Annotated in this window: 24 protein-coding genes; 12 read left to right on the top strand and 12 right to left on the bottom strand. The window is 52.1% G+C overall.

Annotation, left to right across the window (positions count from 1 at the left end; genetic code table 11):
• The first annotated feature begins 19 nt into the window (after positions 1–19).
• From ACYVH9_RS06000 to ACYVH9_RS05970, 7 genes are all read left to right on the top strand, one after another.
• On the top strand, positions 20–1,264 hold the full coding sequence (locus ACYVH9_RS06000) for an ABC transporter permease (protein WP_460635390.1): 1,245 nt from the start codon (positions 20–22) through the stop codon (positions 1,262–1,264).
• Positions 1,265–1,342: 78 nt separating this feature from the next.
• Entirely contained in the window at positions 1,343–2,497 is a 1,155-nt protein-coding gene (locus tag ACYVH9_RS05995) for an ABC transporter permease (RefSeq protein ID WP_460635389.1), read from the top strand.
• Positions 2,498–2,612: 115 nt separating this feature from the next.
• On the top strand, positions 2,613–3,998 hold the full coding sequence (locus ACYVH9_RS05990; RefSeq protein ID WP_460635388.1) for a sigma-54-dependent transcriptional regulator: 1,386 nt from the start codon (positions 2,613–2,615) through the stop codon (positions 3,996–3,998).
• 83 nt (positions 3,999–4,081) lie between these two features.
• On the top strand, positions 4,082–5,371 hold the full coding sequence (locus ACYVH9_RS05985; protein WP_460635387.1) for a sensor histidine kinase: 1,290 nt from the start codon (positions 4,082–4,084) through the stop codon (positions 5,369–5,371).
• A 202-nt stretch (positions 5,372–5,573) separates the two neighbouring features.
• Entirely contained in the window at positions 5,574–6,911 is a 1,338-nt protein-coding gene (locus ACYVH9_RS05980) for an agmatine deiminase family protein (protein WP_460635386.1), read from the top strand.
• A 278-nt stretch (positions 6,912–7,189) separates the two neighbouring features.
• Positions 7,190–9,466 (top strand): TonB-dependent receptor, encoded by a 2,277-nt coding sequence (locus tag ACYVH9_RS05975; RefSeq protein WP_460635385.1) that lies wholly within the window; start codon positions 7,190–7,192, stop codon positions 9,464–9,466.
• Between the two features lie 45 nt (positions 9,467–9,511).
• Positions 9,512–10,885: an HmuY family protein gene (locus ACYVH9_RS05970; RefSeq protein WP_460635384.1), complete on the top strand. Its 1,374-nt coding sequence runs from the start codon at positions 9,512–9,514 to the stop codon at positions 10,883–10,885.
• 84 nt (positions 10,886–10,969) lie between these two features.
• Here the strand turns inward: ACYVH9_RS05970 and ACYVH9_RS05965 are convergent, their stop codons facing one another.
• The 9 genes from ACYVH9_RS05965 to ACYVH9_RS05925 form a co-directional block, all read right to left on the bottom strand.
• Positions 10,970–12,121, bottom strand: coding sequence for a hypothetical protein (locus tag ACYVH9_RS05965; RefSeq protein WP_460635383.1), 1,152 nt, complete (start codon positions 12,119–12,121; stop codon positions 10,970–10,972).
• A gap of 230 nt (positions 12,122–12,351) precedes the next feature.
• Positions 12,352–12,705 (bottom strand): DUF6686 family protein, encoded by a 354-nt coding sequence (locus tag ACYVH9_RS05960; RefSeq protein WP_460635382.1) that lies wholly within the window; start codon positions 12,703–12,705, stop codon positions 12,352–12,354.
• A gap of 25 nt (positions 12,706–12,730) precedes the next feature.
• Complete coding sequence (locus tag ACYVH9_RS05955) at positions 12,731–13,345, bottom strand: HmuY family protein (RefSeq protein WP_460635381.1); 615 nt, start codon at positions 13,343–13,345, stop codon at positions 12,731–12,733.
• Between the two features lie 34 nt (positions 13,346–13,379).
• Entirely contained in the window at positions 13,380–13,607 is a 228-nt protein-coding gene (locus ACYVH9_RS05950) for a hypothetical protein (protein ID WP_460635380.1), read from the bottom strand.
• A gap of 181 nt (positions 13,608–13,788) precedes the next feature.
• Positions 13,789–14,823, bottom strand: coding sequence for a hemin-degrading factor (locus ACYVH9_RS05945; RefSeq protein ID WP_460635379.1), 1,035 nt, complete (start codon positions 14,821–14,823; stop codon positions 13,789–13,791).
• Positions 14,824–14,835: 12 nt separating this feature from the next.
• Entirely contained in the window at positions 14,836–15,675 is an 840-nt protein-coding gene (locus ACYVH9_RS05940; protein ID WP_460635378.1) for a heme ABC transporter ATP-binding protein, read from the bottom strand.
• Positions 15,676–15,764: 89 nt separating this feature from the next.
• Entirely contained in the window at positions 15,765–16,871 is a 1,107-nt protein-coding gene (locus ACYVH9_RS05935) for a FecCD family ABC transporter permease (RefSeq protein WP_460635377.1), read from the bottom strand.
• Positions 16,872–16,893: 22 nt separating this feature from the next.
• The gene (locus ACYVH9_RS05930) at positions 16,894–17,757 is read right to left on the bottom strand and encodes a heme/hemin ABC transporter substrate-binding protein (protein ID WP_460635376.1); all 864 of its coding nucleotides are present in this window, start codon (positions 17,755–17,757) and stop codon (positions 16,894–16,896) included.
• A gap of 308 nt (positions 17,758–18,065) precedes the next feature.
• Positions 18,066–18,248 (bottom strand): hypothetical protein, encoded by a 183-nt coding sequence (locus ACYVH9_RS05925; RefSeq protein WP_460635375.1) that lies wholly within the window; start codon positions 18,246–18,248, stop codon positions 18,066–18,068.
• A 141-nt stretch (positions 18,249–18,389) separates the two neighbouring features.
• On the opposite strand from ACYVH9_RS05925, the gene ACYVH9_RS05920 reads away from it, so the two are divergent.
• From ACYVH9_RS05920 to ygiD, 5 genes are all read left to right on the top strand, one after another.
• Positions 18,390–18,965, top strand: coding sequence for an RNA polymerase sigma factor (locus tag ACYVH9_RS05920; protein ID WP_460635374.1), 576 nt, complete (start codon positions 18,390–18,392; stop codon positions 18,963–18,965).
• Position 18,966: 1 nt separating this feature from the next.
• A complete protein-coding gene (locus ACYVH9_RS05915) occupies positions 18,967–20,109 on the top strand; it encodes a trypsin-like peptidase domain-containing protein (RefSeq protein ID WP_460635373.1) in 1,143 nt (380 codons plus the stop codon).
• A gap of 139 nt (positions 20,110–20,248) precedes the next feature.
• Entirely contained in the window at positions 20,249–21,493 is a 1,245-nt protein-coding gene (gene fucP / locus ACYVH9_RS05910) for an L-fucose:H+ symporter permease (protein WP_460635372.1), read from the top strand.
• A 127-nt stretch (positions 21,494–21,620) separates the two neighbouring features.
• Entirely contained in the window at positions 21,621–22,124 is a 504-nt protein-coding gene (locus ACYVH9_RS05905; RefSeq protein WP_460635371.1) for a hypothetical protein, read from the top strand.
• A 133-nt stretch (positions 22,125–22,257) separates the two neighbouring features.
• Positions 22,258–23,091, top strand: coding sequence for a 4,5-DOPA-extradiol-dioxygenase (ygiD, locus tag ACYVH9_RS05900; RefSeq protein ID WP_460635370.1), 834 nt, complete (start codon positions 22,258–22,260; stop codon positions 23,089–23,091).
• 8 nt (positions 23,092–23,099) lie between these two features.
• Here ygiD and ACYVH9_RS05895 read toward each other — a convergent pair whose 3' ends face one another.
• The 3 genes from ACYVH9_RS05895 to ACYVH9_RS05885 all read right to left on the bottom strand — a co-directional run bounded on the left by ACYVH9_RS05895 (position 23,100) and on the right by ACYVH9_RS05885 (position 25,929).
• Positions 23,100–24,236 carry a serine hydrolase domain-containing protein gene (locus ACYVH9_RS05895; RefSeq protein ID WP_460635369.1) on the bottom strand — a complete coding sequence of 379 codons (1,137 nt, stop codon included), beginning with the start codon at positions 24,234–24,236 and terminating at the stop codon, positions 23,100–23,102.
• 6 nt (positions 24,237–24,242) lie between these two features.
• Positions 24,243–24,839, bottom strand: a complete 597-nt coding sequence (locus ACYVH9_RS05890; RefSeq protein WP_460635368.1) for a hypothetical protein — start codon at positions 24,837–24,839, stop codon at positions 24,243–24,245.
• 82 nt (positions 24,840–24,921) lie between these two features.
• Complete coding sequence (locus ACYVH9_RS05885; protein WP_460635367.1) at positions 24,922–25,929, bottom strand: helix-turn-helix transcriptional regulator; 1,008 nt, start codon at positions 25,927–25,929, stop codon at positions 24,922–24,924.
• Positions 25,930–26,070: the final 141 nt, after the last annotated feature.

The following is a 26,070-nucleotide window of genomic DNA, read 5'->3' as shown; positions in this document are numbered from 1 at the left end:
ACTCTTTCGCTCTTTTACGATGTTAGTCAACTACATAAAAATCGCCTGGAAGGTGCTCTTGCGGCATCCGTTTTACACCTTCATTACGCTCTTTGGCATCAGCCTGACACTAACGGTATTGATGGTCCTGACCTCATTTCTTGACCACCTGTTCGGAACGCACTATCCCGAAACCCGGCGCGACCGTACGCTCTACATTCAGCAAATGCTGATGGCCGACTCGGGCCGAACGTCGCGCCAGATGGGACCAATGAGCTTTAAATTCCTGACGGATTTTACCAAATCCCTGAAAACTGCGGAGAAGGTCACCATCTGCTCCTTCATTAGCACGTCCAATGCCTACTCGGGTTCGCAAAAGATCAAGCTGAATACCAAATATACCGATGCAAATTTCTGGGATGTGACCGAATTTGAGTTTCTGGAAGGAAAACCGTACAACGAACAGAACATTGCGAACGGCGACTACGTCGCCGTCATCACCGACGACTTTAAACGGCAGTATTTCGACCATCCGGACGAACCCGTTGTCGGAAAACAGATCGAAATCGAAAACATTCACTACCGGGTCATCGGGGTGGTGCGGGGTAGCCCGGTGACGCGTCTGTACACCTACGGCGACGTATATTTCCCGTACACCAACCCCAAGAGCAATTACCAGAACAACGGGATGCGGGGCAATTTTGTCGCCATGATTCTGGCCCACGACCGCGCCGATTTCAAAACCATTCAGGATGAGTTTCAAAGCGGTATCCGGCGAATTCCGCTGCCTGGTGTGCAGGACGGTTTCAAATACGGAATTCTGGAGGTAACCTGCGAACCGTACCTCGACTCCTTCGTCCGGACCTTCGGAGAAAGTCCCGGCCTGAAAGCCGTTTTCTTTGGCATTGTGGCTTTCATCGCCTTTATGCTCATGGGGCTGCCAGCGATTAACCTCGTAAACGTCAACGTAAGCCGGATCATGGAACGGGCTTCGGAAATCGGTATCCGAAAAGCCTTCGGAGCGCCCACCCGGACGCTGTTGTGGCAGTTCATCATCGAGAATATTTTCATTACGTTCATCGGCGGTGCCATTGCCCTGGTGCTGACCCTGATTGTGATCCAGCTGATCAACCACAGCGGCTGGATTGCCTACGCCGACCTGACAATCAACTTCAACGTGTTTGCCGTCAGTATCCTGGTCTGTCTGTTTTTCGGGTTGCTTTCGGGAGTTGCCCCCGCCCTCCGGATGTCGAAACTTAAAATTGCCGAAGCACTGAAATCTTAAAGAGCGATAGAATGAAGTAGCGGTTTGTTTCGCTTTTTTCTTTCGCTCTTTTACCACTCACTCTTTCACTCTTGATTTATGATCCGTCATCTTTTTAAACTCATCTGGAACAAGAAAGGGAGCCACGCCCTGGTGCTGGTCGAAATTTGGGCTTCCTTTCTGGTTCTGTTCGGACTTACGTCGCTGATTGTGTACAACGTCCGCAATTACACCCAACCGCTGGGTTTTGAGTACCAGAACGGTTGGGCCATCAGCCTGAGCAACAACCAGGACACGGTTGATGTTTCCCAAAAAACGCAGCGAATCATCCAGCGGCTCAGCGCTTATCCCGAAGTCGAATCCATCTCCCGCATGGGCAGTAACTTTCCTTTTTCGGGCAGTCAGATGAACAACGGTATCGAGTACAACAAAAAGAAAGTTGTCGCCGACTTTTTTACCACCGACGAACACTTTGCAAAAACACTCTCCATGCCACTGATCGCCGGGCGCTGGTACAAAAGTGCCGATAGCGTTGGGAAATACAAGCCGGTGGTCATCAACCGGAAGACGCAGACCGAACTGTTCGGTAATGAAAACCCGCTGGGAAAAATCATTGATAATCGGTTCAAAGTGATGGGCGTGGTCGATCTGTTCAAATCCCGGGGCGAATTTATGGAAAACAGCCCGGCCGTGTTTGAACTTCTGGACGCAAAAAATCCCTGGGACCGAACGCTCCTGACCCGCGTCAAACCCGGAACCGACGCGCTGTTTGAAGCCAAAATTGTCAAGGAAATTACGACGATGGTGCCGGGCTGGAGCGTCGAAGTAGATCACCTGACGGACTCGCGCAAGAACAAACACAACATCACCCTCGTGCCCGTCATCATCTTCCTGATCATCAGCGGTTTTCTGCTCATCAATGTTGCTTTGGGTTTGTTCGGGGTCTTGAATCTGAGTATTGCCAAACGCCGGGGCGAAATCGGACTGCGCCGGGCACTGGGAGCAACGGGCTACGGCATCTCCCGGCAATTCATTGGTGAAATCTGGGTGCTGGCTACCTTCGGCCTGCTGATTGGACTGCTCTTTGCGGCTCAGTTTCCATTGATGAACGTGTTCAACCTGGAAGCGGGAATTTACGTGACGGCCATCATCCTATCGGTACTGATTATTTACGGAATTGTCACGCTCTGCGCCCTCTTTCCCAGCCAGCAGGCCGCTCAGATTCAGCCGGCGGTTGCGTTGCACGAGGAATAAGGAGTTATTTCGCAGCCGTAGCCAGCGCGTATCAGCGTTATGCAGAGGCCACTCTGACAACCGCTGATACGCGCTGGCTACCGCAGTGTACCAACTTTTAGTATCTTCCCGCCCCATGCTTCTGATTATCGACGACGATATTGCCGTACAAACCTCACTCTCGCTGCTGTTGCGGAGAGACGGTTTTTCCGTGCAGACAGCCAGCGACCCCAAACAGGCCCTGAACGCACTTGAAACCGAAGCCCCCGAACTGATTTTGCTGGACATGAATTTTTCCATCGAAACCTCCGGCGAGGAAGGGCTGAAACTGCTGACCGTCATCCGGAACCGCCACCCAACGGTTCCGGTGATTCTGATTACGGGCTGGGGCACCATCGACCTGGCCGTGCAGGGCATGAAGGCTGGTGCAAAAGATTTTATCACCAAACCGTGGCAGAATGAGTACGTGCTGCAATCTGTCCGGACGCTGCTGAACCTTAACCGGCAATCGGCGGAAGAAAGTCCGGCCCGCTCGCTCAGCCGCCGGAAACTCGATCAGCAATACCAGTTTGGGCATATCGTCGGCGACGATCCGAAACTCCTCGAAATTCTGGAAACCATCGGACGCGTAGCTCCGACCGACGCACCGGTCCTGATTACGGGCGAGAGCGGCACGGGCAAGGAACTGATTGCCGAGGCCATTCACCAGAACAGCCGACGCCGGAGCAAACCGTTCGTGAAGGTCAATCTGGGCGGTATTTCCTCCACGTTGTTCGAAAGCGAACTGTTTGGGCACCTGCGGGGAGCCTTCACCGATGCCAAGTCCGACCGCGTCGGACGGTTTGAACTGGCCCATAAAGGCACTATTTTTCTGGACGAGATCGGCGACCTGGATCTGTCGAGCCAGGTAAAACTGTTGCGGGTGTTGCAGGATCGCACGTTCGAACCACTGGGCAGCAGCCGGAGCAAAACCGTTGATGTGCGGGTGATCTGTGCCACCAACCGTAACCTGGAAGAGATGGTTGCCCGGGGCACGTTCCGCGAAGATTTGTTTTACCGCATCAACCTCATCACCGTCAAAATTCCAGCCCTCCGCGAACGGCCCGACGATATTCCGCCCCTGATCACGTATTTTGTCAACAACCTGAAAACGATTTACGAACGACCCAACCTGAACGTGCAGCCAGCCGCCCTGAAATGGGCCCGCAACCTGACGTTACCGGGCAATATTCGCCAGTTGAAAAACATTGTCGAACGCACGGTTTTGTTATCTTCCACTGACGATTTGGGAATTACGGATTTTCAGGGACAGATTACACCCGGCCCCCTGCCCCAATCTTCGCGTTCGCTGCCGGAAGTGGGCACCATTACCCTCGACGAACTGGAACACCAGATGATTCTCCGGGCAATGGCATTTTACAACCACAAGGTTTCCAAAGTAGCGCGGGCCTTGGGTATTACGCGTTTTGCCCTGTACCGGCGACTGGAAAAATATGGAATACCGTATACCACCGATACCTGAACTGGGATTGCGCGGATTCATGGATTATATCCTCGGCGAAGCATCATAGTTAATCGTTTTAATCTGCATAATCGCAGTTCAGCATGAAGTTCTCGCTGCGCACCAAATACCTGCTCTACATACTGACCGTTCATGCGGCTCTGGTCTTTCTGATTTTCAAATGGCTTCGCGAAAACGATCTGCTGTTTATCATTTCGGAAATCTTCGTACTGCTGTCCGTCCTGGGCGCGATTCAGTTGTACCGGGCTTTCGGCCAACCGTCGCAGTTCATCTCGGCAGGAATCGAAGCCATTAAGGATAAAGACTTTACGATCAAATTTGTACCAACCGGCCACCGCGAGGTCGACGGTCTGATCGAGGTATACAACCTGATGATCGACCAGCTCCGGCAAGAACGCACCAAACAAATGGAACAGCAGTTTTTTCTGGAAAAACTCACCGAAGCCTCTCCGATTGCCACCCTGATTTTCGACTTTGACGGACGGATTGCCTCGGCCAACCCCAAAGCCACCGCCCTGCTCCAGCGCACCAATGACCAACTGGCCGGACGGTTTTTGTCCGACCTCAATCACCCGGTCCTCAATCAACTCGCCGACTCGCCCACCCAGGAGGCCAAAACCCTGAAAGGCAACGGCATCGAAACGTACCGCATTCAACGTTCGCATTTCATGGATCGGGGCTTTCGGCGTGATTTTATGCTGATTGAAGAGTTGACAAGCGAGATCCTGGAATCAGAAAAAAAAGCCTACAGTAAGGTAATCCGCATGATGGCCCACGAGGTTAACAATTCCATTGGCGCCATCAACTCCATTCTGAATATTACCCAGTCGTATTTAAATGTTCCCGAGCACGCGGACGTGAGCCATGCCCTCCAGATTGCCATCGAGCGCAACGACCGGCTGAACCGGTTCATGAGACGGTTTGCCGACGTGGTTCGGCTGCCACCACCTCAGAAAACCGCTACCAACCTGGTTGAACTGGTCAGCGATGTGGTTCAACTGATGCAACCCCAGGCCGAATCAAAAGGAGTTTCGCTACTCATTCTTGCTAAATCCGATGCGCAACTGGTTTCGGCCGATCGGGCGCAGATGGAACAGGTACTGGTCAACCTGATTAAAAACGCCATCGAAGCCTGCCAAACCGGGCAGACCGTTGAAGTGGTCATCGAAACCCGTCAACTGAGCGTTCGGGACAATGGCAAACCCATCAGCCCGGAGCTGGAAGGCAACCTGTTCAATCCGTTCTTCAGTACCAAACCCGATGGTCAGGGCATCGGCCTCACCCTCACCCGCGACATTCTCGTCAACCACGGTTTTCCGTTTTCTCTGAAAACCAACCCCGACGGCTGGACGGTTTTTGCCATTTCGCTGTAACCGACAATCCGCCCGTTACCGGTTGCTCATTCGTCGGCTTATTCAACCATTTGGGTACCTGGTTCCCGGCTTTCGTCTTTTGCCCGAACGCCCATCCGCCCGTTGCCGGCTAAGGCCCTAGTTTTGTTCCGGCAACGCGCCCACCCATCCGGCGGGTCTGGCACTCCTTCCTGTATTACGAAACAACAAATATTTAAACACCATGAAAAGGTTATCTTTTCCACTTCTTGCCGTTTTCATTCTTTCGTTTGGTTTATCCAGTTGTCTCAACGATCATATTGGCGTAGATCCGGCCGGACCACAACCGGAAGACGATGCGTTTTATGTCCCGGCCGAGTTTGAGCCCCTGGCTTCCATCTGGTTGTCGGCCCCGACCTTTGATTACAAAGAGGGCCTTTCGATGCTCGACGTGCAGGCCCAGATGATCAAGGCAATTTTACCGACTACGACCAAGGTCGATTATGCCGTCAACTCGCCAGACGACATCGAAGCCCTAAAAACCGCTCTGCTCAGTAAAGGTGTTTCGCCAGCGGCCATCGATACCGCGATTTTCTTCCACACCGTTTCACACGGCGACCTGTGGATTCGGGATACCGGTGGAACATTTCTGAAAAATAAAAAAGGCGCTTACCGGATCGTAGATTTTGACTTCGATGCGTACCGAACGAAAGACTACATTCCCGCTGAAAGCTACGCCCTCTATCAGTTGGATAATGATATTTCTCACGGTACGGGTGCCGCCAAAGGTGCCAGCGTGATTAGTTCTCCCCTGGTAGCGGAAGGCGGAAACCTGCATTTCAACGGCAAGGGAACGGTTATTGCCGTAAAAAAATCCCTGCTGGCCAGCAACCCCTCCATGACGTTAACGCAGATCGAAGCCGAGCTGAAGCGCGTTTTTAACCTGAAAAAAGTCATCTTCCTGAACGAAAATACCGCTACGGATTCTCACCCGGTCCTGGAATCCCCCAAGATGGTTAACGGACAGGCTCACTTCAATTTTGGCGTTTGGCACTCCGACGAAATGGTTACCTGGATCAATGACCACACCGTGCTGCTGGCTCAGGTGTCGGCTTCGGAACTGGCCGATGGAAACCCCTTCACGAAGCAATCGTACGATGCCCTGGAAGATGCCTATCAGGTGTTAAGCCACGCAACGGATCAGGACGGCAAACCGCTCACGATCATTCGGGCGCCCGAACCCAGCCCCATCACGATTGAGCTGGTGCCCGGCGATGGCATGTACGAAACCCTGAAAGAAATGCAAGGCATTCAGCATTTTCCGACGAATGACGGCTCTGTTAAGTTTGTGCTGGCGGCCAGTTACATGAATTACGTGGTTACAAATAATGTGGTGCTGGTTCCTCAATTGTACAAACCTGGCCGTGATCTGGGGTTGCAACAAAAAGATGCTGCGTTCAAGCAGTTGATCGAGTCGTTGTATCCTACCCGCAAAGTCGTACAGATCAACCCGGATGCGATAACGGTTGGCGGGGGCGGTATGCACTGCATTACGCAGCAAGTTCCTGCATCGGTTAAATAAGGTCCATTCACCTATCCACCTGCTTTTGCCCGGCCTCACTGCCGGGCTTTTTTTGTTTTCCAGCCGAAAAAACAGGAAGGCAATCCTGAGCCGAACGGTTATTAAGCCGCCTTCCCATCCTCCCCTGTCTTTTCTGGCTATTACCCTTTGAGTAAAATTTCTCAAAAAGCGAAGCAAACTCTAGCATTGCTCAAACGAAGTTGTACCTTTGTCTAAATTATAATCAGTCTTAATAAGAATAGTTATTAAGTCTAAATAAGGTCAGACAGTTTTTGACAATGAGACATCTCTTCCTCTTTATCTGCTGTTTCCAACTATTCTACACGACGGCGATTGCGCAGGAAACTACCGGAAAAATCCGCGGAACGGTCGTCACCACTGATGGAAAACCAGCCGTTGCTGCCACCGCCCGCCTGAAGGACACCCGGTTTGGAGCCTCCACGGAAGCGGACGGATCGTATGCGATGACGGTACCGGAAGGCCGCTACACATTGATAATCCAACTTCTCGGGCTGGAAACGCAGAGTTTTCCGGTCCGGGTGAAAGCGGGCGAAACCGTAACGGTTCAGCCGGTAACACTCCAGGAGTCGAGCCAGCAACTGAATGATGTGGTGGTGACGGGCCAGTACGAGCCGCAATCCATGCGCCAGTCAGTTTATCAAATCCGAACCATCGACCGCGAACGGATTCAACTGCGCGGAGCCACCAACCTGATTGGCGTACTGAACAACGAACTGGGTATCCGGTTTTCGAACGACCTGGTTTTAGGCACGTCTGATATTCAATTGATGGGCATGTCGGGCCGGAACGTGAAGATTCTGCTCGATGGCGTTCCGATGGTGGATCGGGGCGACACCCGCGAAAGCCTGAATCAGGTCGACATCAATACCATCGAACGGGTGGAAATTGTGGAAGGTCCAATGTCCGTTTCCTACGGCACCGATGCACTGGCCGGTATTATCAACATCATCACTAAAAAACCGGGCAGCGAACGGCTTTCGGTAACGGCCCGCGTTCAGGAAGAAACCGCCAATACCGAATACAGCCCGTTCACCGGCAAAGGTGTTCACAACCAGAATCTGGGTGTGACCTGGCAACGGAAAGGCTGGAACGCCTACGTCGGCGGCACCCACAACGGCTTTGGCGGCTGGCAGGGCACGTCTACCACCCGGGCCAAAGACTGGCATCCCAAAGAACAATTGCTCGGAAACGCCAAATTCGGGTATCGCAACGAGCACGTTAACGTCTGGTACCGTCTGGATGCACTCAACGAAACGATTGACGCAATGGGGCCCGCCAACGTCAATACCAACCAGGCCCGCGACCAGAAATACCTCACCAATCGGTTTACGCACCAGCTCCAGAGCGACTGGAAAGCCAGCGACCAGCTGCAAATCAACGTGATTCTGTCGTATACCGACTACAGCCGTAAAACGCAGACCTCCAACATCGACCTGAATACGGGGCGCCGGACGCTCTCGCTGGGGGCGGGTGAGCAGGATGTGTCGCTCTTCGACACGAAGGTTTTCCGGGCCACGGCTCAATACAAGGTTTCCAATGCCGTTTCGTTTCAGCCGGGCGTTGACATCAACATGGACGGTGCGAGCGGGGCCCGGATTCTGGGGTCTCCCCAAATCAACGATTATGCCTTTTTTGTTTCATCGGAGCTCAAACCGTCGTCGGCAGTTACACTGCGGCCGGGTCTGCGGTTTATCAAAAACTCGGTGTACGACGCCCCGCCGGTGATTCCGTCACTGAACGCCAAAGTGGTCCTGCACCGGAATACCGATCTGCGGTTTGCCTACGCCCGCGGTTTTCGGTCGCCGGCCCTGCGCGAACTGTATTTCAACTTCTTCGACGCGAGTCACTCCATCAAAGGCAACCCAAACCTGAAAGCCGAATATTCCAACAGCTTCAATGGTTCGCTGACCTGGCGCTCGGTAACGACCTCCACCCTGCGCATCAGCTCGACGCTCACCGGTTTTTACAACGACTTCCACAACCTGATTGATTATGGCTATGACCCGGCCAGTCCGGGCGTGATGATGACCATCAACGTGGCCCGGTTTAAAACAACCGGCGGAACGATAAACAATACCCTGAATACCAAAAACTTTCAGTTTACGCTCGGTTTTTCGCACATCGGGCGTTACAACAGCCTGACCGAGAGCCGGACGGATCTGCCGGAATTTGTGTGGTCGCCCGAGGTGAACTCCAACCTGACGTACCACCTGCAGAAAATCGATACCAAGATCAGCCTCTTCTATAAGTATACCGGCAAACGGCCCCTGTACGAAACCCTGACGAACAACGAAGGTACGCCGACCATCCGCCTGGCCGAAACCGCAGCCTATCAATGGGCCGATGTTACGATCAATAAATCCATTACGAAATACGTCACCCTAAATGCCGGGGCGAAAAACATCTTCAACGTAACCCGCCTGAACAACACCTCGGGCGACGTAGGCGGTTCGCACAGCACTGGCGGAGCCGTTCCGCTGAGTTACGGACGTTCGTATTTCCTCGGTTTGAATTTCCAGTGGAGCAAACAATAACCTTTCTCACCAATCAATACACAAGTCTAATCAATCAATAAATCCATGAACAAAGTACGCTCATTTTTAATGGTATTGGCGTTTGCCACGGTAGTTACTGCCTGCAAGCAAGATGATCCCCCATTGCCCGATAACCTCGTCCAGTTTGAAGCCACTGAACAAGGCTTCGAGTCGGACAAAGCCGATACCGATGTTAAACTGACCCTGTCGCGTGCCGTTGATGCCGCCACCGCCATTACGATTGATCTGGCGGCCACGGGCATTGCCTACGGTACCCAATTCACGACCAACCCGGCGGCCACCAATAACAGCCTGACCGTCTCGATTCCGGCTGGCAGCAATACGGGTTCTTTTAAGGTGGTAAAAGGAGCAAACCTGTTCCTGAACGGAACGGAATCCATTAAGTTTACCATCAAATCCGCAGCCAGCCCGGTGCTGGTCGGAGAGAAAAAGGAAGCTACGCTGAAATTCTCGTCGATTGTATCAGCTGGTTCGCAACTCAAGCTGGAAGGTGGTGAAGGCGGTGCGGCTGCCGTCAACTCGGTATTTGTCGATTTCAGCACCAACTCGCAAAAAGCAATCGCCCGCAACAGCTGGGACTTCGGTTTTGCCAGCGGCAGTGCCTTCCGGGTAATTGTCAACAACACCACGGGTGCATCGGTTTGGCCGGTCAACAAAACGGATCTGGCGCAGGTGACATCCAAAGACGTAGTAGCGGACAGCCTGGCCGTCGGGCAAGCCGTCGGTTCGTTCAAAGTGTACGACAACGTCAACGGCGACCTGACCAAAACCGCCATAGCGGAAATCTCGGCCAACGATGCCGATAACAAAGTTTACATCGTCAACCGGGTTGGAGGATCTGGTCAGGTTCCGGCAGTGGCTGATTTAATCAAAATCCGGGTTCTGCGCAAAGGAACCGGTTACACCCTGCAATACGCCAAAATTAATGAAACGACGTTCAAAACGCTGGATGTTGCCAAAGATGCCGCTTATAACTTCAACTACGTTTCGTTCGATAAGGGTGCCGTTGACGTAGAGCCTGCTAAAACCAACTGGGATATTCAGTGGACGTACAGCCTGTTCTACACGATGACATTCCCTTACTCGTTCTCGGATCTGGTGTTTGTCAACCACCTGGGTGGTGTGCAGGCGGCTGAAGTACTGACCAGCACGGTTTCGTACGATAACTACGGCGAAAGCAACATTGCCACGACCACCTTTAAAGGCGACCGGAACGTGATCAGCAGCAACTGGCGCGTCACCTCCGGAGCAACGGTGGGTGTTAAAACTGACCGGTTTTACGTAATCAAAGATGCTGCCGGGAACGTTTATAAACTCAAATTCCTGAATTTTCACTCGGCCGACGGCGGGGTTCGGGGTTACCCAAACATCGAATACAAGCTGGTGAAGAAAGCCTAATTACCCTATAAAAAGCAGCGCATCGGGTCCGTTGTCCCGATGCGCTGCTTTTTATTTCGTCCGAAAACCGTTTCCAAGGAACACCTACCGTCCCTGGTCGGCGACAAAGTTTCGGCGGAAGCTCTCAATTTCCTCGTTGCTAAACCCGTAGATTCCCTGAATTTTGCCAACGGCTTCCATTAATTTAGGAGTCTCTTCGCCCGAATTCGTAACAAACCGATACACTGAAGCCGAGCGGTCGTACGGCGCGTTGAGCAACACCAGTAACTCGTCGATCTGCGCGTCGGTGATCTTCTTGTTCTTGCTTTCAATCGTTCGCCAGCCATGCAGAAAGCCAGCGGCTTCGCTGATGCGGTGCATGACTTCGGCCCGCTGTTCCACCGAAAGGTTCCACTGCTGCAGTTGTGCAATGCTCTCGTGCAGGTTATGCACCACCGTAGCTGCGCTGATTTTTTCCCAGTTCAGTTTGATCGCGGCCAGGGCTTCATCCCGATACGCGTTATAAGCTTCCCCTTCCTTCAGCGCGGTTTGCAATTTGATAAACTCCTGACGCATCTGATGGTATAAACCCGTGCCCGTTCCATCATCACGCCGGGCCGCATACGCAGCCATCAGGCGGTCGGGATTCTTGTAAAACGCAGCATTATCGCTGTTGAAAAAGATCGGACTGGCCCCGTATAAAAACAGGAGCTGATCCGCCGTAGCTGGCCGGAACATACCGTCGGTCAGCGACATCGCATAGTTGTACAGCGCAGCGCTGTATAATCCTTTTTCAATGAGTTGCCTCATTTCCAAACCGTACTCATCAAACAGGTAAGGACCATATACCCCACCCTCCCAGTTCCGATTAAACGGGTCGAAGTACGAACCGCTGGCTTTCGACAGTTCGGCGAAAAACCCATTGTTATACGCCTGAAGACGGCTGATGTAATACGGCGTTGTGATGGATTGCAGGTTGAAACTGCCCTGGGTAAAAGCGGCATTTAGCGATTCTTCAGATACGTAGACGCCCCGCTGATTGCCCATTTGCAGTTGATCCTGCAATACCATGAACTGATCCACCAGCGGTTGAATCGCTTCCTTATTGGTGTCAAAACCCAGGCTATCATACACCAGTGGAACGCGCATCGACGGCTTCAAATCCGGATCGGTTTCCTGTTTACACGACGTAAAGCCAATGGACAATCCCATCGCCAAGACGATGACGGGCTGGCAAAACTTATACAGTTTACGCATACATTTTTAGGTGAAAGAGCCTAGCCAAAGCCAGAAGAAGAGATAGGCTACAAAATGATCGTTGCCCACCCTGCACGACTCTATTCTTTCTTGTCTATATTCTACTATTACGTGCAAAGTACTGATGTATTGCTTGATAAAAAAAAAGCAGCGTCAAAGACACTGCTTTTTCTATCCTACTCACTATAGCTTTTACTGTATTATTGTTCGTTAAAGGCCGTCGTAAGCCCTTAGTTTAGTTCAGTCCACGCTTTTTCCAGCGTATTCAGCCGTGCCATGGCATCGTGCAGAATGATGCGGAGCTGTTGCAGTTCCGGCTGGGTAAAGCAGAAATACAACGGTTCTACCGTTGTACCGAGATAAAGCCGTCGGGGAGCGCTCGGTTCGGCCAGCGGTATTCCAAAAAAACCGTCCATATCAATCGACTCCACGTGCAGAAACAACTGCCTGAACTCACCCGGCGACATGATCTGAAAAATATTGTTGAACCGGAAACTAAGGTTGGCCTTACACCCCCGGCACAGGTGAATTTCACCGTGTTCGTTCTGGGCCAGTGTGATGAAACAAGCGTCGCGGTCAGTCATGAGAAGAAGGTGTGGATAGAGTCGGTTAGTTTAATTTTTTGCTGCCATCGGGTTGATGGACGTAACGAAACGTGTAGTAACGGCTTTCGCTCCCCGGCCCGTCCGGGCCACCTTTGTAATAGCTCAGGATTTCCACTTTGGCGTAGCTGCCGTCAGCGGTCCGAATCACGAGTACTTTTTCGGGTGTTGGAGCAATGACTCCTCCACCGTACGTATACCAGCCGTTGCCCGACCCCGTCGGAATGGCGAGCTTAGTGGCATTGTCGTCAACGATGAATGCCGCGTTTTCGGGTACGGTGGTCAAGCTCTCGAATGTTCCGTTGTGGATGTATGCTCCACCCTTTCCCGCGCGGCCATTCCCGCCGTTAACAATAATGGTGGTAGCCCGAAACCCAATGTCCCACTTAGCGGTGGCCGAGTCGCTGTTGGGTACCTGTTTGCCGTCTTTCAAACTGAAAAACGTGAACCGGTTGGTCGAGCCCAATGGTCGGCCCGACTGCGGATCGTTGATCGCGGGATCGGCCGGAATATCGTTGGCGGTTTTTACCGGTACGGTTTGCGCCCGAACCGCCTGGGTCGGCAATGCCAGCAGGGACGTTCCAACGAGCACGCTGCTGAGTATCAAGGAAAGTTTGTTCACTGTTTTTCAACTAGATGGTTTACAAGTCTCCGGCTCACGTCAGTGCTTCACACCGGAGTCCGGCTTTGGTTAATAAACGGATAACGGTCTGCTCGTCATACTCCTGACCGGTATCCGCTGGCACTTCAATCCGCAACACACAGTCCCGATCTTCCATATCGACGCTCCAGCGGCAAACGCCCCGCAGTTTGCACAACCGGCAAGCCGCCTTATGGAGCCGTTGCCCGGAGTTAATATTCGTTCGAAAAACCAGTACGTTCAATGGTGTTGGTATGAAGGGATCACTCCAATTATTATATTTAGTTCAATTCTAAATTAAAAAGAAAAATGATCCGGCGTAACATGCGTGTACTACTTTCATTCTACGGTGAGTTGCCCTGTCGAAGTACCCTTCAAGTATCTCACTCCAAGCAACTTGCCAACGAAACAACCCACCTTTCTTATTAGCTAACGGTCAAGGCCGTCTGAGCAACTATGTTGCGCCATTCCGTTTTTTCCGGCACACCGGGCTTCCGTTTGCCAAAAATCAAGGCAATCTGATTGCCGTCTGCATCGAATAATTCCAGGCTGGTGACGATGCCTTCGGTCGTCGGTTTTTTCACCACCCAGGCCGATGCAACATGGTCTTCCCGCAGGTGCAGGTTAAACTGCGGATCCAGCACGTTGAACCAAGGTCCCATCGGAACCAGCTTCCGGACTTCGCCGGTATGAATCTGAATAACGCCCCGGTTTCCGACAAAGATCATGATGGGCAACGCGGTTTTTGAGGCTTCACCGAACGCATTTTTTACGGCTTCCATCGTCGTAGGAAATGCGTATCCTTCTGGTGCCAGGTGCATGGCCTGCAAACGCGACACCTTGTGTTTCCGCAGCATGCCAAAAAATTCGTGGGTATCTTTCAGGTCGAGCCAGGCCTGTTGAAAAGCCGCTACGTCAATGTCAGCATCCGGTGTTGGTGCTGGTGTTTCCGGCTTGGGCTCAATAGCCAGTACGCCATCCTGCTTTTCCGACCGGTATTTGGCCACGATAGCGTCGTATGCGGCTTCGTTGCTCTTATCAGTCAGGTAAATTTTATGCAGAGCTTCGCCATCAGCCGCAAAAAACTGGAGGCTTTTTCGGTCGTTTTCGTGAACGGCAAACCCAAACTTCCAGCTGGCCATAAACAACCGCAGATCGATGTCTTCGCCCAAAACCAGGCCCACATGGCCATTGAACGAGACATTCGTATACTCGCCTTTCCGCTCGTGTACCACGCTTTCGTTGCGGGTCAGGGCCATTACATACCCCAGCGTTGGCACTTCTTTTAGCAAATCCCGAAAATCGCCTTCCAGTTGCGTAGCGGTTTCGCCTACGCCCGTAGCCAGCAGTTCCGCTTCGCTAACACCCAGTTGCTGAGCCGCATCCCGTATGCGGGTTTTCGGATTTTCGGCTTTAAAAGCCGCGTATTGTTTTTTCAGATCCAGAACAGTTGTTGTCATTGTAATAAGTTGCTAAGAATGAGTAGCCAAGGGTACAGGAGTCGTTTGCCGGGTATATGCAATAAGCGGGTAATCCAGCTCCGGTTGTTGAATAATATGAACGGATAATTGAAATGCTTCAAAGATTGATTCGGCTGTCAGCACCGCCGTCGGTGTCCCAAACGCCAGCGCCTTTCCTTCTTTCAGCAGGAGTACTTTATCGGCATACTGCATCACCAGATTCAGGTCGTGCAGAATGGTCACCACCCCATAGCCACGCCGGGTCAGATCACTTGCCACGTCGAGCAGGCTGTGTTGATAATACAGGTCCAGGCCCGTAGTGGGCTCGTCCAGCAATAGGTATTTGGTCGGCCGGATCACGGTAACAGGCCGCTGAAGTTCGGCCAGTGTCATCAGCTGCGCCAGAATTTTGGCCAGATGAACCCGTTGCTGCTCCCCCCCCGACAGTGTTGGTACCACCCGCCCGGCCAGATGAAGAATGCCGGTTCGTTCAAGGGCAAAATCAACCACGGCAACATCTTCCGGTCGGGGGTGGCCGTCAAAATGCGGGTACCGCCCCATCATCACCAGTTCGTAAACCGTAAACTCGAACGCCAGCGGGTTTTGCTGCGCCAGCACCGCCCGACGACGGGCCAGTTCCAGCGCGGAATACTGATGAATGGGTTTCTGGTCCAGCATCACCTCCCCTTTTGTGGGCGTCAGTTCGCGGCTAAATGTTTTTAATAAGGTTGACTTCCCGGCACCATTAGCCCCAACCACTGCGACCAACTCACCCGGTTTCACGCCCAACGACACATTGTCCAGCAGGGTTTTACGGCCAATCTGGTAGGTTATGTGTTTCGCTTCCAACATTTTTTGTCGCTTCAGGTCTGAGGTTTAACGTTTGAAGATTTTTCCTAAACTGATCTTAACGTCAAAATATAGATGTTGAACAGTAAAAATTAAGCCCGATTGCCAGCTCCTCGCATGAGCATAAACAGAAACGTTGGTGCGCCGATCATGCCGGTGATAATGCCAAGCGGTAATTCGGCCGGCGCCACGATGGTGCGGGCAACCAGATCCGACAACGTCAGCACAATCGCTCCAAAGAGTGCTGACCCGGGCAATACAGTCCGGTGGTTGGCCCCGGCAATCAGCCGAATCACGTGCGGGACCACCAGTCCGATGAACCCGATGACCCCCGAAACCGCTACAGCCACCCCCACACCCAGCGTCGCCAGGATGACCACATTTCGCTTGAGTTTTGACACATCCACGCCGAGGTGACCGGCCTGGCTCTCGCCCAGCGCGAAAGCATTCATCGGTTTGCTCAACCGCGGCATTAGCAGAATCGGAAGCAGCAAAAAGGGCGATGCGACTTGCAAAACCTCCCAACTGGCTCCGCCCAGACTCCCCAGGCTCCAATACGAGATCGCCCGCAGTTGCGCTTCATCGGCCAGGTACATCATCAGCCCGCGCAGGGCCTCGCAAAGCACATTGATGGCAATTCCCACCAGCAACATGGTTGAAACCACCGTCCGGCCATTCCGGCGAGCCAGTGAATAAACCAGTAAGGTGGTGGCAACTGCACCGGCAAAAGCCGCCAGCGACAAGGCATACAGCCCCGATAGCGAGGATAATTCCTGAAATACTTTCAGTTGCAGCACAATCATCAGGACGGCCATCACCGATGCGCCCGATGAAATACCGATCAGGCTCGGATCGGCCAGTGGATTGCGGAACAAGCCCTGGATGGCAGCCCCCGAAATACCCAGGACACTCCCGACCAATACCGCCAGCAGAATCCGCGGTAGTCGTATAACCGTCAACACCGTTTCCAGCTGCGGTTTTACAACGCCGACCTCCCAGCCAATCTGCTTTACCAGAATCGCCAGAACATCCGGAATCGGGATGGCAACAGCCCCGATGCCTACCGACCACACCATCACCAGCAGCAACATCACCAGTAGGGTTCCGTTCAGCCACCAGCCCCGGTTTCGGGACGGCTTGGCCGGCGAAACCGGTCGGGGAGTAGCCGTTGTTAAGGTCGGTTGAAAATCGGTTTGCATAGCGACGGTGGACGAGAATACTTTATTTTAGTGTCAATTCGCCGTTGAGCTTTCCACTCAGTTCCTGCACAGCCAGGCCCAACCGGGGGCCAAAACCGGTCAGCAACTGACCATCCATCTCAATCACCCGGCGGTTTTTACCCGCATTGGTCTGGGCAATACCCTGTACTTTCAGCAGGCCGTCAATACCGCCGAGGCTCTCCAACCCGCTCGTAAACAGGAGAATTACATCCGGATTTCCGGCTACTAATGCTTCAGGGGTCAAGGGTTTGAAATTGTCAAAATCATTGAAGGCATTTTGGGCACCCGCTAACTGAACAATCTTCTCAATGGGTGTGTTGCGGCCCGAAACCATCATTGTTCCCGTGCCGCGGGCGTAGATGAATAGCACTTTCTGGAGTTTTGAAGGCTTCCGGACTTTGGCCAGATCGGTATCTAGTTTACGGGTTATAACCGCAGCTTTAGCCGGTTGACCGAGCGCTTTGGCCACATCACTGATGAGTTTTTTGGTACCGGCTACGCTGGTTTCCTGGTCAAAAATCAGGGTTTTGACTCCCGCACTTTTGAATTGCTGAAAAATTTCCGGTTTAATATCCATTCCGCCGTTGGAGCGAACCGCCACCACAACCGTTGGCCGCAGCGCCAGCACGGCTTCGGCGCCAATGTTCCGGTTATGGCCTACTTTCGGAACTTTGGCCATAGACGCCGGATAGGTACTCGTCACATCAACGCCCACAAGCTGGTTTTGCAAGCCCAACTCACAAATAATTTCGGTCAGGGTTCCGCTCAGGGACACAATGCGCTCCGCTTTGGGGCGGCTCTGTGCATACACCAGTTGACGGGTGACCAGGAGCAGCATAATAAGGATGTATACTTTCTTCGCCATTTCGCTGTCAGAATATGGCTACAAATTAATTAGACTATTTCTAAATAAACAACCGTTTGGTGAGATTATTTTCGCGCCCTCCCCTATTCGTGGCGGTTCTGCCTCGTATGCACCAGCGCTAGAGTCTATTAATCAGCAGGATAAGTACCTATTGATTCATCCTTTCTGCATCAGGCATTGGCCTCATCAAAGGCTTGAGTACGAAATGCACGAAGACAGCTGATTCTGTTGAACAGAACCGGTATCACATAAAAACACGAAAGCCGCCCATTGCTGGGCGGCTTTCGTTCGTTATATAAACGGATTTCTTATTGAGCTGAGTCAGCAGCCATGCTATCCGTTGCCATCGTCGTGTCAGACATCATCGTTGAGTCAGACATCGTTGATGAGTCAGTTGTAGACGTAGTGTCTTCAGCTTTTTTAGACTGGCAAGCAGCTGCCAAAGAAACCATCGTTGCAACGAACAATACAGATTTTACAATACGTTTCATGAGAGTAGTCAGTTTATGTTTATTAGATCTCGTCCCTTAATACCGACAGGGCCATTAGGTAACCCAACTTTTTTCAAAAAAATTAAATTTTATTTTTGGGTTACATTTGACCCGGAATCGTATTAAGTATACAAGGAAGTAATGACAGAATCCAGCCGTTCGTATTTATCTGATGACCAATTGCTTGCGGGGTTGGCCAACGGTTCGGATACCTTATTGGAAGAACTGTATCGACGGTATTTCCCGATGGTGCTGCACCTGATCTTGAACAATAGCGGCTCGGAAGCTGACGCGAAAGATATTTATCAGGAAACGCTAATTGTCCTGTACGAAAAAGTGACGACGGATTCGCTGGAATTGCATTGTCAATTAAAAACGTACATTTATTCGGTTAGTCGGCGGCTCTGGCTCAAGCAGTTATCGCTGCGAAGCCGAAACGGAAGTTCACTGCTGGATACGGAAGACATTGCAGACGTCACCGACGATCTGACGAATCACGAAGCCCGCGATCAGCAGTTCGAGCTGATGGCCGATTCGCTCAACCGATTGGGGGAACCCTGCCGGACCTTGCTGGAAGATTTTTACATCCGCCACTTGTCTATGCAGGACATTACCGAAAAATTTGGCTATACGAACGCCGATAATGCCAAAACGCAGAAGTACAAATGCCTGATGCGGCTCAAACGGTTGTTCTTTTCCGTTTATAAAGAAGAATAGTATGATCGATCCTCAGAAATTCACCGACTGGACTGACAAATGGCTCCGCAACGAGCTGACGGAGGACGAGCGGGTTGAATTTGAAGCACTCCGCCGATCAGACCCGGTCCTTGCGCAACGAACCCGCGAACAACAGCGGTTGGCACAGGCCATGCAGCAGTATGGGCAACGGATTGATTTCCGCAAGCGCCTGAACCAGGTGCACGCCAGACTGGATCTGGATGCCGTACGGGAAGAAGCACAGCAGCAGTCAACCGTGCGGCCGTTGCAGCCCAACCGGGGAACTCTCCGGCAATTGTGGCAGACCTACCGCCCCATCTTGGCCGTAGCCGCTACTGTGGCCCTGATCACAACCTTTGGCACCCTGATGCTGATCCGACAATACCAGTCGAGTCACAAACAGCAGGAACAATACAGCATGATGCGCCGGGATCTTCAGGCCATTCGTCGGTCGCAGAACGCTATTTTGCAGGATCTCAACGCCCGCGAACGCGCCCTGCAAATCAACCCGGGGCAAGTAGCCGGGTCAGGTTTCCTGCTGTCGCCGAACGGGTATCTGGTGACGAATACCCACATTATTCAAGACGCCGATTCGGTTTACATTCAGAGTACGAAAGGAGACATTTACAAAGCGAAGGTGGTTTATGCCGATCGCAAATACGACCTGGCCATTTTGCAGGTACACGAAGACAGTACCTTTCGGGCGAAAACCGTTCTGCCCTACGGTTTTGAAGCCGGTCCGTCGGATCTGGGCGAACGTGTTTTTACACTCGGTTTTCCCCGCGAGGAAATTGTGTACGGCGAAGGGTATTTGAGCTCTAAAACCGGCTATCGGGGCGATTCAACGGCGTATCAAGTGGCCATTAGCGTCAACCCCGGCAACTCCGGAGGGCCGTTGCTGGATGAAAAAGGCAACGTGATTGGCATCATCAGCGGTAAGCAGACTGCCACCGAGGGCGCAACGTTCGCGATCAAAACGGATTATCTGTTCCGGGCCATTTCGGCCATTCCGACCGACTCGCTCAAAAGTCACTCCATCCGGATGAGCCGCAAAAATGGCCTTGCCAAACTGCCTCGGAAAGATCAGATCAAGAAGATTCAGGAGAACGTCTACATTGTGAAGGTGTTTAAGCACGATAAATAAACTTTCCGGCGATTTGGTTGGACAAAAGCCGCTCTCAAAAGGAGCGGCTTTTTTGTTGGAGCGATTATTAAGCATTACATTGGTCTGGCAAATTAATTTTTAACGAACCAGAGCCAATCGATTAACCTAATTCTAACTCATGCAACCAAGCGTAAGTCCCCAGAAGCCAGCGGCCTTTACCGAAAAAAAATACCTCATCACGCTGATATTTGTAACGTCCTTGTTTATGTTCTGGGGAGTTGCCATCACGATGGGCGACGTTCTTAATAAACATTTTCAGCACGTTTTGAGCCTGACCAAAACGCAATCTGCTTTCGTTCAGTTTGCCATCTTCGGGGCTTATTTTGTCATGGGTATTCCCGCCGGTCTGTTCATGAAGCGGTTTGGGTACAAAATGGGCGTCCTACTGGGCCTGGGACTTTTTGCCACCGGTGCCTTTTTGTTCGTTCCGGCGGCCAGCGCGGCTTCTTTCCCTTATTTTGGGCTGGCACTGTTCATTTTGGGTTGTGGCCTTTCCACGCTTGAAACCGTAGCGCACCCGTTCGTAGCTTCGCTGGGCGACCAACGCACCAGTGACCAGCGTATCAACTTCGCCCAGGCTTTCAACGCATTGGGGGCTATTCTGGGACCCGCCATCGGTTCTTATTTCCTGCTGCGCAACAATACCGAAGGCAGCACGGATCTGACTTCGGTTAAAATGCTGTACATCGCCATTGGCAGCGTCATTGCCGGAATTGCCGTCTTATTTTCATTTGTCAAGGTTCCTGACCTGACCGACCCGCACGTAACCGCCAGCACGGATTCCGACGCCGTAAACGTGGATAGCGCGCCGAACAAGAGCCTTTTCCAACACCGGCATTTTGTCTGGGCGGTAATTGCGCAGTTTTTCAACGTAGCTGCGCAGGGCGGAACCTGGGCTTTCTTTATTAATTACGGCCACGAGAAAATGGGTTTCCCCGACGCGGTTGCCGGTAATTACATGGTCCTTTTCATGGGATTAATGCTGGCCGGACGGTTTGTTGGTACGTTCCTTATGCGCTTCATTGCACCCCATTCGTTGCTGGCTATCTTTGCCGCCTGCAACATCCTGATGTGTCTGATTGTGGCTCAAAGCTGGGGCTGGCCTTCTTTCATTGCCCTGATGATGCTCAATTTCTTTTTTAGCATTATGTTCCCAACCATTTTCAGTCTTGGTTTGAAAAATCTGGGAGCCAACACGCAACAGGGAGCTTCCTTTATTTCGATGGGTGTCTGCGGTGGTGCCTTTTTCCCGTTTGCGATGGGTGCCGTGGCCGACTACGATGTGGCGGCCGCTTACTACCTGCCCATTATCTGCTACGCGGTGATTTTCCTGTTCGGATTTAAGTTTTATAAAGTTCAGTAACTCCAAGTGTGTTTACGGGCTTACGAATGGCCAGCCTTCTCGGCTGGCCATTCGCGTGTAGGGAGCAGGCAAAACCGGCAAATAATTTGCTTGTAAAACGAAGTATAGTTATTTATCTGTCACCTCCATGAAATACACCGGCCGCTTCCTGATCCTATTGCTGCTACTGAGTAGCACGGTTTACGCCCAAAAAATTACCATGCGCGAACTGATTGAAATGACCTGCTTAAAACCTGCTCAATTCGATTCGTGCCTGTTCCGAAAAGGCTTTCACTTTAAGGCTCGTTCCGAGAGTGTGGCCAATTCCGCCTGTATTTACGCCTATGAGTCATTTCCGTACGTGAGTGACTTGACCCACTCAACGGTTTTGATTCAGTACATTTGCAACGGACAACGGGGTTTGTTAAACTTCCAGCAGCCGTCCCAAACCGTGCAGACGCAGCTACGCAACGAACTGATAAACCTGGGTTTCAAACCCGCCGAAACCGTTGCCGGAACCGAGTTTACGGAACGTCAGATTTTTTACAAAGACAATATGGTGATCAGTTTTAAACCCACCGATGCCGGTAACGGTATTGCTGGGCAATACACCGGCTACAGCCTTTCGATTCATCACGAACGGCTTTTATGAACAGTTCTGCTGCTCCTTGAACTAATGTAACTACAAATAATGTTATTACATTGAAATTAGTAAGATGCTTCATGCTTGCATTTGCAGGAAGCATCTTGCCTTTGTAAAGACACTTTTGACAGGAGCATATACCATGAACAGTTTAACCGATTTCAAAAAATTCACGGATGGGCTACCCAAACAGGAAACGCTGATGCCCGTCCTGTTTGTCGGCCACGGTTCGCCCATGAATGGAATTCAGGATAACGAATTCAGTCGTCGCTGGAAGTCCATCGCAAAAGAAATTCCGACGCCAGCTGCCGTGCTGGTGGTCTCCGCCCACTGGTTTACGCAAGGAACTAAAATTACGGCGATGGATTTCCCGGAAACCATCCATGACTTCGGCGGTTTTCCACGGGCGTTATTCGAAGTACAATATCCGGCACCGGGCCATCCAGCGCTCGCTCGAGAAACGGCCAACCTGCTTCATTCGGCTCACGTTGAGCTAGCCCACGACTGGGGACTCGACCACGGCACCTGGACGGTAGTGCGGCACATGTACCCGGAGGCCAACATTCCGGTTCTGCAATTGAGCATCGACTACACCAAAGGACCACAGTATCACTTTGACCTGGCGCGGGAGCTATATGATCTTCGACGGAAAGGGGTGCTGATCATGGGCAGTGGCAACATGGTTCACAACCTGAGGATGGTAGCCTGGAACAAAATGGACCTTCCGGATTATGGCTATGATTGGGCACTCGCCATGAATGATATCTTCAAACACCTGATTAGTGAAGGTGATTTCAAACCGCTGATCAATTACAGCAGCCTGGGCAAAGACGCTATGCTCGCCATTCCGACGCCGGAACATTACCTTCCGCTGCTGTATAACCTGGGCTTGAAGGGCCGAAACGATGCCGTTTCGTTTTTTAATGATCGGGCCGTTGCGGGTTCGCTGACGATGACATCCGTCAAAATCGGGTAATGAACCGGTTAGTTGATAATTTTTGCCAGAAACCCCTTATCCGACCCTCCGCCGAGATTTTTGTACAGCACAACGGTCGTTTGGGCTTCCGGAAAATACAACGCATTCGCTTCAATACCGATCAGGGCACCATTGTGTCCAAACCCGGTTTTACCACCAAGATGCCAGATTTCCAGCCCTAAACCGTAGTCGCAATCTATCCCGGCGCAATTGGTCAGCTGCCGCTTTTGCATATCAGCCAGCAGCGCCGGAGAAAGGAGCTTACCGCCGAAAAGTGCCGTATAAAACCGGTGGATATCGCCCACGGTGCTCACCATGCCCCCGGCCGCCATGCCGTTTCCTTCCGCAACGTCCCAGGCCGTTACATCCCTAACATTGCTGGTCGTGGTGACAGAATAGCCCCGGGCCACGTTTGGGTTCGTGCCACGGTCCAGCTGGGTATGCGTCAACGCCAGCGGAGTCAGAATTTTTTCAGCCATGAGTGTTGAGAAACTTTTGCCGGAAACCTTTTCAAGAATCAGCTCCAGCAACCAGTATCCAGGGTTGGAGTAGGAATAATCCGTGCCGGGCTCGAACAGCAGTGCCTTTCCGCCAACATACTTCCGAAAGCGTTCTTCGGTCGTCAGGCTTTTCATTTTATCGGGGTTGTTGACCAGATCGGTCTGGTATTGCAGACGCTGATTCGGCGGGTCAATTACCCCGGATGTATGCGCCAGCAAGTGCCGAACCGTAATTTTGTCGGCAGACGGTATCTGTCCGGCCAGATTCGGCAGCAGGTTTGCCAGCTTGTCGTCCAGCCGAAGCCGATCCTCTTCCACCATTTTCAGCACCAGCGCACTGACAAATACCTTCGTAACGCTTCCGATCCGGAAGGGTGTGTCGGTTCCAAAAGCCGTCCGGTGTTCCAGATTGGACTGCCCAACGGCCCCGACCCAAAGTGGTTCGCCCGGCTTGGCCACCAGCATGATGCTGCCCGGGGCCGCGCTGGTCTGCTGGTATTGGGTCAGAAAATCACGGTATTCATACTGTTTTGGGTGCTTGCTGTAGTCAACCGAGCGACCCGCGCTCGGAACAGGCACATCTTGCTGCTGGCAAGCTAAAGCTGTCAGAACGAGACAAAGAATGGGAATAATTCGCTTTTTCATACGGATTTATGGGCGGTGTGAACGACGGATTTTTTTGGCAATACCAACCTGAATCAGCTGGTGGGGTAAAAACAGCGAGTTGTCCCGCAGAAATGGGGCCTCAATCAGCACGTTGTAGGAGACAAACGGCGTGACAGGACCTGCCTCAATCCCAATGCTCAGGCCGGCAGTGGCGGCAAACCGGTGCTGATAACCCGACCTTTTGACAAACTCAATCCCATCATAATGGTACAGGGGAGCCGCCGACTTATTCAGCAAATAACCAGGTCCCACTTTCAGGTCCAGATTGATTTTACCGGCCCAAAACCGGTAGCCCACTTCCGACGTAACAAACAAGGAGGTGGTCAGTTGCCGGTGGGAAAATCCGCCCAGATTCAGAGACTGGAACCACTGATGTTTTTCTCCCTGGTGGTAATAAAACTCGGTTCCTACGCTGACACCCGGGTTCAGACTGGAAACCAGGCGGCTCAAAGAAGGCAAACTAGCCGCTTCGTTTAATAAACTGATCCGAAGCGGCAAACCGCTTTCCGAACGCTGCCCTACTGCCACCTGAGTAGCAAGTAGTTGTAGACACACCCAAAGGGAAGCTAGTAACGTTTTCATTAGTTGTTGTTGGTTGTTGCAAAAACTCTTTTCCAGTCCGCCAGCGGTCTATTGAATAGACAAAACTTCGTTCAAGGAATGCTTACGCCAAAACCGGTTGAACATTCATCGACCGAACCGCTGACGTACCGTGCTGGTATTGCGAAGGCGTTAGCCCCGTATATTTTTTAAAAGCAATGGAGAAGTGTTGTGCGTGTTCGTAGCCCAGCCGGTCGGCCACCTCATCAACTGACAGCGCAGCGTTTCGGAGCAATTGCCCGGCATGGTCCATCCGCAACTTGCGCAGGTAATTGAAAACCGTGGTATCAAACAACTGCTTGAAGCCTTTCTTCACCTTAAATTCATTCAGCAGGCAATACCGGCTCAATTGCGCCAGCGTGTGTTCGGCCAGGAAATTGGTTTCCAGGTATAGTTTCAACTGGTGCAGCTTTTCAACTTCCTCCACCGGCATGGTTTCCGAAACGCCCACCGGCTTTTTAAACTGCTCAATTTCCAGCGCGACCAGCTCCAGCACCCGCGACTGAATCAACAGATTTCGCATCGGCCCCGTTGCTTTGCAGTTCCGGATATCGTCGATCAGGTACAGCATCTGCGGAGTCACCACCGGCTCACCTTTGACGCCGGAAAAAGGTCGCTCATGGTGTAAATCGTTCAGTACCCGCTCGCTCCAGGCATCACTCTGCCCAATGGACGACGCAAAAAATGCCTTATCAATACCGACCAGCAGGGCCGACATGGATTGCCCGCGCGGCATCCGGTTGATATGCCCGGTCTCGGGGGTATGAATCAGGTTGTGGGTCCGGGCGCGCATGTTCAGATCGTGTTTCAGCCCCCGGAAAGTCGAATCGATGGAGCCGGACAGCATAAAATTGATGGAGATGCTGTCGGCAGGACTCACATCGTGCAATTCGATATCTTCAGCCGTATCCCACTGGATTTCCATCACCTGCATGTGCGAAAAACCGAAGTTATTGATCTGAACGATTCCGGCTTTGGGGTGGCAACACCGAACGGCATCCGTAGCCGACGCACGGTTGTGCAGAAGATCAAACTCGAATAAATCAGCTGTATTTAAAACCGTAGTCGCCATATCCCCTGTCTGGTTTTGCGTGAATTGCGATCCGAACTACCGGTATTGGCCATTCCCGATCGGCAGAATAAAAGTAGCGTAGAAAGCGTACGGGCTCAATCGCATTGCTCTTCAACTGACCGAAGCACGTCGCCAATTGCG

It is taken from the genome of Larkinella harenae (assembly GCF_054780515.1).
Note: the sequence above shows the minus strand (reverse complement) of the source record. Positions and strands in the feature narration are given on the sequence as shown.